This is a genomic window from Roseateles sp. GW821-FHT03B02 (assembly GCF_059421025.1).
The window spans coordinates 50446-59642 of record NZ_JBWKUV010000015.1 but is presented as its reverse complement, the minus strand read 5'-3'; the positions used below and the strand labels follow the sequence as shown (position 1 = coordinate 59642).

12 protein-coding genes are annotated in these 9197 nt (G+C 70.8%); 3 read left to right on the top strand and 9 right to left on the bottom strand.

The genetic code is table 11. The features are described from left to right. Positions 1-168: 168 nt before the first annotated feature. On the top strand, positions 169-642 hold the full coding sequence (locus AC07VX_RS26150) for a hypothetical protein (RefSeq protein WP_493167675.1): 474 nt from the start codon (positions 169-171) through the stop codon (positions 640-642). 143 nt (positions 643-785) lie between these two features. On the opposite strand, the gene AC07VX_RS26145 is transcribed toward AC07VX_RS26150, so the two are convergent. From AC07VX_RS26145 to AC07VX_RS26110, 8 genes are all read right to left on the bottom strand, one after another. Continuing rightward, positions 786-2045 carry an RNA polymerase sigma factor gene (locus AC07VX_RS26145; protein WP_493167677.1) on the bottom strand — a complete coding sequence of 420 codons (1260 nt, stop codon included), beginning with the start codon at positions 2043-2045 and terminating at the stop codon, positions 786-788. A gap of 4 nt (positions 2046-2049) precedes the next feature. Further along, positions 2050-2535 carry a VOC family protein gene (locus tag AC07VX_RS26140; protein ID WP_493167678.1) on the bottom strand — a complete coding sequence of 162 codons (486 nt, stop codon included), beginning with the start codon at positions 2533-2535 and terminating at the stop codon, positions 2050-2052. Between the two features lie 10 nt (positions 2536-2545). Beyond that, positions 2546-2950 carry a VOC family protein gene (locus AC07VX_RS26135; protein WP_493167679.1) on the bottom strand — a complete coding sequence of 135 codons (405 nt, stop codon included), beginning with the start codon at positions 2948-2950 and terminating at the stop codon, positions 2546-2548. Between the two features lie 5 nt (positions 2951-2955). Beyond that, entirely contained in the window at positions 2956-3360 is a 405-nt protein-coding gene (locus AC07VX_RS26130; protein WP_493167680.1) for a VOC family protein, read from the bottom strand. Positions 3361-3371: 11 nt separating this feature from the next. Continuing rightward, positions 3372-3815: an SRPBCC domain-containing protein gene (locus tag AC07VX_RS26125; RefSeq protein ID WP_493167682.1), complete on the bottom strand. Its 444-nt coding sequence runs from the start codon at positions 3813-3815 to the stop codon at positions 3372-3374. Further along, a complete protein-coding gene (locus AC07VX_RS26120) occupies positions 3812-4351 on the bottom strand; it encodes an SRPBCC family protein (protein WP_493167683.1) in 540 nt (179 codons plus the stop codon). Before AC07VX_RS26120 ends, AC07VX_RS26125 begins: the two co-directional genes overlap by 4 nt. Positions 4352-4361: 10 nt before the next feature. Then, positions 4362-4766 (bottom strand): YciI family protein, encoded by a 405-nt coding sequence (locus AC07VX_RS26115; protein WP_493167684.1) that lies wholly within the window; start codon positions 4764-4766, stop codon positions 4362-4364. Positions 4767-4873: 107 nt separating this feature from the next. Then, a complete protein-coding gene (locus AC07VX_RS26110; protein WP_493167685.1) occupies positions 4874-5221 on the bottom strand; it encodes a YciI family protein in 348 nt (115 codons plus the stop codon). A gap of 106 nt (positions 5222-5327) precedes the next feature. Between AC07VX_RS26110 and AC07VX_RS26105 the strand changes: the two genes are divergently transcribed. Both AC07VX_RS26105 and AC07VX_RS26100 read left to right on the top strand, forming a co-directional pair. After that, a complete protein-coding gene (locus AC07VX_RS26105) occupies positions 5328-7019 on the top strand; it encodes an ATP-binding protein (protein ID WP_493167686.1) in 1692 nt (563 codons plus the stop codon). Positions 7020-7104: 85 nt separating this feature from the next. Further along, positions 7105-7722 (top strand): hypothetical protein, encoded by a 618-nt coding sequence (locus AC07VX_RS26100; protein ID WP_493167687.1) that lies wholly within the window; start codon positions 7105-7107, stop codon positions 7720-7722. 6 nt (positions 7723-7728) lie between these two features. Here the strand turns inward: AC07VX_RS26100 and AC07VX_RS26095 are convergent, their stop codons facing one another. After that, on the bottom strand, positions 7729-9195 hold the full coding sequence (locus AC07VX_RS26095) for a hypothetical protein (protein WP_493167688.1): 1467 nt from the start codon (positions 9193-9195) through the stop codon (positions 7729-7731). Positions 9196-9197 lie beyond the last annotated feature (2 nt).

Genomic DNA, 9197 nt, shown 5'->3' with positions numbered 1-9197 from the left:
GCAGATTGACGATTCGCACCATCAATCTTGGCGCCTCGACGCCGTTAGCCAGAAGGTGGGAAGTCCCTTCGTATTCGATCGACGCGGCCGCCCAGCGGCGGTCCTTCGCTTCGCTCCGCCCTTCCCGCCGGTCGCCGGTCATCTCCGACGTTAGACATCACAGAAACCATGTCCCGCTACCTCTGGAGCAAACTCAATACGCAGCAACTTGGCGCGTATTTCGAGTACTTCATGAAGATGGAGTTCACGATGTACGGCTTCGAGGTCTACAGCGCGGAAGTTGACGACAGGGGCGTCGACTTTGTCGCACGCAAAGACAAGGGACCCTTTCTCGAGATTCAGGCAAAGTCCCTCCGCGACTTCGGTTATGTGTTCATGCGAAAGAGCCACTTCACACCGAAGGAGGGACTTTACGTCGCACTGGGCCTGCTCCTTGATGAGAAGGAACCCATATCGTTCCTTCTGCCATCGCAGCTCTGGGAAACTCCTGACTCCGTCTTTGTTGACAGAAACTACGACTCGCCTGGACAGAAAAGCCAGCCCGAATGGGGAATCAACTTCTCTCGCAAGAGTTTGGCAATCCTTAAGCCCTACTCCTTGCCATCCATGCTGCAAACCCTGGCCGCGCGCAGTGATGCCTAACTAGTCGAGCCGACTCGCGTCGGCAAGCCGCCGCTCGCGGCTCAGCTTCAACGTTGAACGGCTGCTTGGCGGAGCCTGGGTGGGCCCGCTAGAACTTCCGCTCTGGGTCGTAACCCGCCGCACACGCCCCACTCAGCAGCGCCTCAACTCGCCAGGCGCCGCGCCCGCGCCAGCAGCAGCGCCCGCTGCACCTCGTTGTCCGTCAGCTCCGCGGCGCGCAGATAGGCCTCGCGCGCCTCGGTCGCGCGGCCCAGGCGTTCGAGCACGTCGGCCTGGGCGCCGGCCAGCCAGGGGTAGCGCCGCAGCTGTGGCTCGGCAGCCAGGGCTTCCAGCAGCGGCCAGGCCGCGGCCGGACCCTCGGCGAAGCTGAGCGCCACGGCGCGGTTGAGCGCGATGACGGGCGAGGGGTTGAGCGCGAACAGCCGGTCGTAGCCGGCCACGATGGCGCCCCAGTCGGTGTCCTCGGCGCGCGCGGCGCGGGCGTGGCAGGCGGCTATTGATCCCTGCAGCGTGTAGGGGCCGGGCTCGCCCATGGCCAGCGCCGCGTCCAGCGCGGCCAGGCCACGGCGAATCAGCAGCGCGTCCCAGCGGCGGCGGTCCTGGTCGGGCAGCAGCACGGGGCGACCCTGGACGTCCAGCCGAGCTGGCAGGCGCGAGGCCTGGATCTCCAGCAGCGCGGCCAGGCCGTGCACTTCCGCCTCCTGCGGCAACAGGTGCTGCAGCTGGCGCGCCAGGCGCAAGGCCTCGTCGCACAGGGCCGGGCGCAGCAGGCTCGCGCCGCTGCCGGCGCTGTGGCCCTCGTTGAAGATGAGGTAGACAACGGCCAGCACGGCCGACAGGCGCTGGGCGCGCTCGTCGGGCCCGGGCAGCTCGAAGGCCTGGCCGTTGAGGGCCTTCTTGGCGCGCACGATGCGCTGGGCCACCGTGGCCTCGGGCTGCAGGAAGGCACGGGCGATCTCGGCCGTTTCCAGGCCGCCGAGCAGGCGCAGCGTCAGCGCCACCTGAGCCTCGCGCGGCAGCACGGGGTGGCAGGCGATGAAGATGAGGCGCAGCAGCTCGTCGCCGATCTCGGCCTGGTCGCGCGCGGCGTCGAGGTGGTCCACGAAGTCGGGCACGACGTGGGTGCCGTAGGCCTCGTCATCGGCAGCCAGGTGTTCGTGCTCGCGTTCCAGCATGGCGCGGCGGCGCAGGCGGTCCAGAGCCTTGTTGCGGGTGGCGGTCATCAGCCAGGCGGCGGGGTTGGCGGGCTGGCCGTCACGCGGCCAGGCGTCGAGCGCGGCCATGAGGGCGTCCTGGGCGCAGTCCTCGGCCTCGTCGAGGTCGCGCAGCAGCTTGGCCGCGGCGCCGACGAGACGGCTGCGCTCGATGCGCCAGACGCCCGCGGCCAGGTCGGCATGGCTCACCCGCTCAAGCTCCGTCGTAGGCGCGCTGCAAAGCGGCGAGGTCGATCTTCTGCATTTGCCAGATCGCCTGGAACACGCGCTGCACGCGCGCCGGGTCGGGGTCGCGGATCATGTCGAACCAGGCCGCCGGGATGATCTGCCAGGACAGGCCCCAGGCGTCCTCCACCCAGCCACAGGCCTTCTCCTTGCCGCCGCCGGCCTGCAGCGCGGTCCAGAGGTGGTCGATCTCGGCCTGGTCTGCGCAGGCCACCATCAGCGAGAAGGCCTCGTTGAGCTTGAAATGCGGCCCGCCGTTGAAGGCAGTCATCTGCTGGCCCAGCAGCTCGAACTGCACCACCATGACCGAGCCGGCCTGGCCCGGCGAGTTCTCGCCCCAGCGCTGGGTGTGCCTGACCTCGCCGCTGCCGAACACCTGAAGGTAGTGCGCCACGGCGTCTTCGGCGCCCTTCTCGTACCAGATGAAGGGGGTGATCTTTTGCTGGATCTTCATGTCTGTCTCCTCAGGCCTGCGGCGGCATGCCGGTCATGTGGACGAGCTCCCAGTGGTGGCCGTCCAGGTCCTCGAAGCCATGGCCGTACATGAAGCCATGGTCCTGCGCCTCGCTCGGGATGTTGCCGCCGGCGGCCTTCGCCTTGGCCACCAGCGTGTCCACCTCCTCGCGGCTCTCGCAGCTCAGGCACACCCAGCCCGTGGTGGCCGTCTTCGCATCCGCAAAGGCCTTGTCGGTGAAGGTCCTGGCGAAGTCCTCGGCCAGCAGCATGGCGTAGAGGTTCTCGCCCAGCTCCATCCCGGCGCCCTTGTCGTTGGTGAACTGCGGGTTGAAGCGGTAGCCCACGGCCTCGAAGAAGGCCTTGCTGGCGGCCAGGTCCTTGACGGGCAGGTTGACGTAGATCTGCTTGTGCATGGCGCTCACTCCGGCTGCATCAGCGGTTGGACGAGGTGGATGAGGTTGCCGCAGCCGTCCTCGAACATGACGGCCTTGATGGGGCCCATGTCCACCGGCTCGCCGCGCACGACGACACCGCGCTCGCGCAGCCTGCGCGCCTCGGCCTCGACATCGGCGGTCACGAAGCCGGTGCAGGGCCGGCCCGATTCGTACAGCGACTTCTGGAAGACGCGCGCGGCCTCGAAGCCGGCGACGGACTCCAGCGCCAGCTCGACGCCATGCACACCCTCGGGCGACACGACGGTCAGCCAGCGGTAGCTCGGGCCCATGGGGATGTCGGCCATCTTCCTGAAGCCGAGCTTGCCCGTGTAGAACGCCAGGGCCTTGTCCTGGTCGTCGACGAAGATGGAGGAAATCTTGATCTGCATGGCGGTGCCTTTCAGTGCGTGGATTCGGCCAGAGCCTTCAGGCGCAGCAGCGCCCGGGGCCAGCTGGCGTTGAGGAAGTCGGTGAAGCCGTCGTCCCAGCTCTGCAGCTGCACTGCCAGCCGCGTGCCGCCGCCGGGTGTCGGGCCGAAGGCATAGCTCTCGTGGGCCGGCTCGTGGTGCAGCGGGCTGCCGGCCACGGGCCGGCCGTCCTTGATCTCGCCCACCAGCCGCAGCGACAGGCGCTGGTGCGGCAGGCATTCGTCGACGATGGCCTCCATGCCGAAGCCCTGAGGGTCGAGGAAGCGCAGGCGCCGGCCTGCCGCCCAGACGCCTTCGAAGTAGGAGCCCTCGGCGAAGGCGCTGGTCCAGTCGCGGTAGGCGATGGCGTCGAACATGCAGTCCCACACCCGCGCAGCCGGAGCGGCGATGTCGATGTCGAAGCGCAGGTCCTTCATGTCCGGGCCTCGGCCAGCTGGCGCAGGTTCTGCAGCCCGTCCTCGAAGTCCTTGCCCACCATCCTGTCCATGTCGATGAAGACGCCCATCAGCTTGCTCAGGAAGTTGGCCGGACCGCGCATGGTCCAGCGCACTTCGGTGGCGCCATCCGCCGTGGGCTGCAGCGCGAACTCGGCCAGGTTGTGGGCTTCGAAGGGCTTCACGAAGTCCAGCTTCATCTGCACGGCGCGGCCGGGCTGCTGGCCGGTGATCTCCAGGCTGCCGACGCCGACCTCCTTGCTGTCCCAGTCGTAGCGCGAGCCGACGCCGGCCGCCGCGCCGCTGTAGGCGCTCTTGATCAGCGGGTCCTTGCGTTCATAGGGGTTCCAGCGGTTGAACGCGCGCAGCTCGCTGACCAGCGGCCACACCCGCTCGCTGGGTGCGGCGATGCGCGCACGGCGCTCGACGCGGAACTCGTCGGGCCGCGTCGCGGCATAGGCCAGCAACAGCAGGACCGCCAAGCCCAGGCCGATGAAGACGATGGAGAGGTTGCTCATGGCAGGCTCCTCAGGCGCTGCGGATGGCCATGTCGCCACCGGGGGCGAAGTCGGCGTCTTCGTAAAGCCGCCTGACCTCGATCTCGCAGGCGATGCCCACGAAGGGCATCGGGAAGCGGCTGGCCCAGGCCCGGGCCTCCTCGACGGAGCGCACCTGGATCAGCGTGTAGCCGGCGATCAGCTCCTTGGCCTCGGCGAACGGGCCATCGACGCATTCGATGCGGCCATCGGCGCCGTAGCGCTGGCGCCAGCCGTCACGGCTGGGCCGCAGGCCGGCGCCGTCCAGCAGCACGCCGGCGCGCGCCATCTCGCCGTGAAAAGCGCCCATGGCCTCGAACAGCTGGGCGTACTCGGGGCCGGGCGGGTCGCCGCGCTCGCTGACGGCCGTGGCGCGGACTTGGATCATGAATCGCATGACGGATCTCCTGAGGTGGCTGAGGCGGCGCTGTTTTTGCTGCCTTCCTGCCCACGACGATCCATGCGGCCCGGTTTCGACAGACACCGGGAAACTACCAAGCCTCCCTAGGTGTAGCAGGGGCCCACGCCACGGATCTCCACGGTCGCCCACTCCGCGGCGGGGCAGCGCTCGGCCCAGGCCATGGCGACCGCGGGGTCTTCCGTGTCGAGCAGGAAATAGCCGCCCAGCATCTCCTTGGCTTCGGCAAAGGGGCCGTCCCAGACCTGGGCGCCGCCGTCGCGCTTGGCCAGCCGCCGGGCCGCCGTGCCCAGCGAATTGACGCCCAGCAGCAGCCCCTCGGCCTGCAGTTCCGCCGCGAAGTCCAGCATGCGCTGGTAGACGGCCTCGCCGGCGGCGCGGCCACGCTCGGCGCGCTGGCCAACGGGTTCGACGATGAGCAACATCTGCGGCATGGCGGATTGACCTGAGGCAAGAGAGGATGCGATTCTGAACCGGCGCCGCCCTGTTTTGTGCACAGTCGGCCAGCGCCGGTATAACGCCAAGACTGTGGAGGATGACATGGACGACCTGGCCCACGTTGCGATGCTGTCGGTCCGGCTGGTGCCAGGGCTGCCCATCGTGCAGGCAAGCTCGGGCCGCGCCGAGGTGCTGGGCCATGCGCCGGCCGCGCTCGATGGCCAGCCGCTGGCGGCCCTGTGCGCCCCGCATGCGTCCGGCGGCCTCGACGCGGCAGCGCTGCAGGCGCACGTCCAGGCCATCGCTCCCGGCGGCTGCAGCCGGCTGCTGTGGCCGCTGATGCACCGCGACGGCCGCGTGCGCCAGCACGAGGTGCTGCTGACGCGCGGGGCCGCGGGCAGCGACCAGGTCACGCTGTGCCTCGTCGACCTCGGCGCCCTCGCCTTCGCCAAGGCCTTGAGCGCCGGCGAGAACGAGCTGCTGCAGATGGTGGCCGCCGGCCAGCCGCTCAAACTGGTGCTGGAGCGGCTGACGGCGCTGATCGAGGCGCAGTTCGACGGCCTGTACTGCAGCGTCATGCTGCTGGACGCCGACGGCCTGCACATGCACCCCGGCGCAGGGCCACGCATGCCCGCGAGCTATCTGCAGGGGCTGGACGGCCTGGCCATCGGCCCGGCTGTGGGCTCCTGCGGCACGGCCATGCACGACGACCGCACCGTCGTCGTCGTCGACATCGACACCGACCCGCTGTGGGCTCCGTTCAAGCATCTCGTGCCGCTGGGCTTCAAGGCCTGCTGGTCCGAGCCTATCCACGCGGCCGGCCAGGGCGTCATCGGCAGCTTCGCGATGTACTACCGCGAGCAGCGCCGCCCGGGCCACGACGAGCTGACCGCGCTGCGCGTGGCCAGCAACCTGGCCGGCATCGCCATCGACCAGGCCCGCCGCGAGGACGAGCGCCGCCGCGCCGCGCAGTGGCTGGAGGAGCAGGTGCAGGCGCGCACGCGGGAACTGCTGCAGGCCCAGGAGGAGCTCATCAGCAGCCGCAAGCTGGCCGCCCTCGGTCAGTTGCTGGCCGGCATCGCCCACGAGATGAACACGCCGCTGGGCAACGCGCTGCTGTCGGCCGACGTGATGCACGAGCGCAGCCGTGTGGTGGCCGACAAGCTCGCCAGCCACGCGCCGCTGCGCCGCCAGGAGCTGGCCGACTGGATGACCCAGGCCAGCCATGCGGCCCAGCTCGTCGAGCAGAACGTGCGCCGGGCGCTGCAGCTCATCACGCGCTTTCGCCAGCTGACCGAGGACGGCGGCCGCGCCGTGCGCATGCGCTTCGGCCTGCGCGACGCCGCGCTGCAGGCCTGGGCCGGCGTGCAGACCCGACTGTCCGTGCGCCACGTGCAGTTCATCTGCGACCTGCCCGAGGACCTGGCGCTGGACGGCTACCGCGACGTGCTGCGCCAGGTGCTGGAACAGCTGTTCGAGAACGCTTGCCTGCACGCCTTCGGCGGCAGCGCCGGGCAGGTGCGCATCGGCACGGCGCCGGCACCGGCGGGGCACCTGCTGATCGAGGTGCGCGACAACGGCAGCGGCATGCCGCAGGCCGACCTGGACCGCGCCTTCGAGCCCTTCTTCACCACCCGCTTCGGCCAGGGCGGCAGCGGGCTGGGCCTGTTCGTCGTGCACAGCCTCGTCGAGAACCTGCTGGGTGGCGCCATCCGGCTGGAAAGCCAGCCGGGCAAGGGCACGGTGGCGCGGCTGGACCTGCCACTGCCGCAGGCGCTGCCGCTGGCGGCCTGAGCACCGCCGGCAGCCCTGGTTTTCCCGCTGCCGCGGCCGCCGCAGGCCTCCTAGGCTGTTGGCCCACCAACCAGGGAGAACAACCATGAAGAAGAGGCTCAGCATCGCACTGATGGGCCTGGCGGCGGCCCTGCCCGCCGCGGCTGCCGACACCGCCGGCATCGACAAGCCCGCGGCCGCCGTGGGCACCAGCTGGCGCATGCGCGTCATCGACGGCATGACCAAGGCCGTCATCTCCGACACCAGCTACCGCATCAGCGCGGCCAACGACAGCGAGGTCGAGATCAGCGACGAGTCCGGGCAGGTCGCCGTCGTGCTGGACGCCGCCCATTACGCGCTCAAGCGCCATGGCGAGCGGGTCTTCGAGCCGCCGCTGCAACGGCTGCGCTTTCCGCTCGCCGCGGGCAACCGCTGGGACAGCGCCTACGCCTACAACAACCCGCAGTGCGGTCCGACCCAGTCGAGGCAGAGCTTCAAGGCGGTCGCCTGGGACGACCTCACGCTGCCGGCCGGCAGGTTCCGTGCGCTGCGCATCGAATCGGACGGCCAATGGCGCAACGGCTGCGGCACGGGCACGCAGACGCACAAGCAATGGATCGCGCCCGAGCTCGGCGTGCCGGTGCGCCAGGAATCCACCATCTACGCCCAGGGCCGCATCTACAGCTTCGAGGTCCATGAACTGCAGAGCCTGACCCGGCCCTGAGCCCGCTCAGCGCCGCATCGGCGAGCCGCCGCGCCAGGCTGGGTCGGCCCAGCGCTGGAACGCGCCCATCAGCGCGGGCTCGCCGGCCTGGCGCTCGGTGGCCAGGCTGACGAGCGACACGACCTCGAAGCTGCGGCGGTACTTGCCCTCGGCGCGGAACTCGCGGGCCAGCAGCATCTGCGCGCCGCCCGGCACCCAGCCGGCGAACTCCGCCACGCCCAGCCCCGGCTGGGCCGGCGCGGGCGGCATGACTTCCACGCGCCAGCCCTCGCGGTCCCGGATGAACAGCCACAGCTCGCGCCAGCCGTCCAGCGGCTGCACGGCCAGGGCCAGCGCGCGGCCCTCGCGGTTCAGCGAGGCCGAGGCCAGCGCGATCTGGCCGAAGCTGCAGCGGCGCGCGGCGAGCCGGGCGCCCTCCTTCAGCTCGACGCAGCGCTCGCCGTCGGCGCCCGGCTGCAGCGCGAGCGAGAGGTGGCCGAAATCCCGCGCTGCCGCGCCCGTGCCCAGCCAGCGGGCCGCGTTCACGCGCATCGCGGCGTCGGCATAGGCAGCCTGGTCGTCCTCGGTCAGCTCGCTGGGCGCGATGCCGGCGAACTCGGCCAGCGCGGGCGCCGCCTCGCCGCCCGCCCCCCGGCGCGCCTGCGCGAAGGCCAGGCTGGCGGCGACCGAGGCGCGGCGCATCAGCAGGCGGTTCTTCCAATGCACGGGCAGCATGGCCGCGTCCACCTGGGCCAGCACCTGCTGGCGCCACTGGTCGCGCGCCTCGGCCTCGCGCACCGGGGCGCGGGGGTTCAGGCAGTCGAAGCGGGTCAGGGCCAGCGCCGCGCGCACGCGCTGCTCGGGCGTGGCCGCGGTGGCCAGCATGCGGCGGAAGGCCTCGCCGTCGTAGCAGACCTGCACCCGGCCGTCCTCCGTCGTCTCGAACTGCTCGAACTTCAGGCCGTAGCGCGCGGCCACGTCCATCTGCGCCGCCAGCTGGCCTTCGCCGAGCCTGGCGTCGCGGGTCGATGCGCGGTCGGCGATGCGCTCGGCGAACTGGCCCATCGCCTCCAGCGCCTCGGCGCCGCCGGGGCCGGCCAGCTCGGCCGGCGTCGCCGCCTGCACATAGGCAGCAGCCAGCCCGAGGCCCAGGCCCTCGGTGCCCCACTGCTGGCGCGCCAGGCGCAGCTGGGCCAGCAGCTCGGCCGTGGCGGCATCGCCGCGCGGCATCAGCAGCACCTGGCTCTTGCGCAGCCAGCCGCCGCGCTCGCGGCGGTAGTCCCAGACCTGCCAGTGGTCGCCGCGCTCGGCACGGATCTCCAACGCCTCGCCCCGGCCCATCTGGGCCTGCAGCGAAGCGGTGTCGCGCGGCGCACCGCGCAGCGGCGAGTCCTGCGACACCAGGCCCGCGCGGGGGAAGTCCGCGGCGCTGGCGCTGGTCATCACGGCGGCGGCGAGCAAGGCGCCGGCGGCGACGAAGGCGATGCGGCGCATGG

What these genes read in the sequence shown, in the direction of transcription:
- AC07VX_RS26125 (WP_493167682.1), bottom strand. Translation starts at nt 3,815, where the DNA reads ATGAAGGACCTGCGCTTCGACATCGACATCGCCGCTCCGGCTGCGCGG.
- AC07VX_RS26105 (WP_493167686.1), top strand. Translation starts at nt 5,328, where the DNA reads ATGGACGACCTGGCCCACGTTGCGATGCTGTCGGTCCGGCTGGTGCCA.
- AC07VX_RS26110 (WP_493167685.1), bottom strand. Translation starts at nt 5,221, where the DNA reads ATGCCGCAGATGTTGCTCATCGTCGAACCCGTTGGCCAGCGCGCCGAG.
- AC07VX_RS26095 (WP_493167688.1), bottom strand. Translation starts at nt 9,195, where the DNA reads ATGCGCCGCATCGCCTTCGTCGCCGCCGGCGCCTTGCTCGCCGCCGCC.
- AC07VX_RS26100 (WP_493167687.1), top strand. Translation starts at nt 7,105, where the DNA reads ATGAAGAAGAGGCTCAGCATCGCACTGATGGGCCTGGCGGCGGCCCTG.
- AC07VX_RS26130 (WP_493167680.1), bottom strand. Translation starts at nt 3,360, where the DNA reads ATGCAGATCAAGATTTCCTCCATCTTCGTCGACGACCAGGACAAGGCC.
- AC07VX_RS26115 (WP_493167684.1), bottom strand. Translation starts at nt 4,766, where the DNA reads ATGCGATTCATGATCCAAGTCCGCGCCACGGCCGTCAGCGAGCGCGGC.
- AC07VX_RS26140 (WP_493167678.1), bottom strand. Translation starts at nt 2,535, where the DNA reads ATGAAGATCCAGCAAAAGATCACCCCCTTCATCTGGTACGAGAAGGGC.
- AC07VX_RS26150 (WP_493167675.1), top strand. Translation starts at nt 169, where the DNA reads ATGTCCCGCTACCTCTGGAGCAAACTCAATACGCAGCAACTTGGCGCG.
- AC07VX_RS26120 (WP_493167683.1), bottom strand. Translation starts at nt 4,351, where the DNA reads ATGAGCAACCTCTCCATCGTCTTCATCGGCCTGGGCTTGGCGGTCCTG.
- AC07VX_RS26135 (WP_493167679.1), bottom strand. Translation starts at nt 2,950, where the DNA reads ATGCACAAGCAGATCTACGTCAACCTGCCCGTCAAGGACCTGGCCGCC.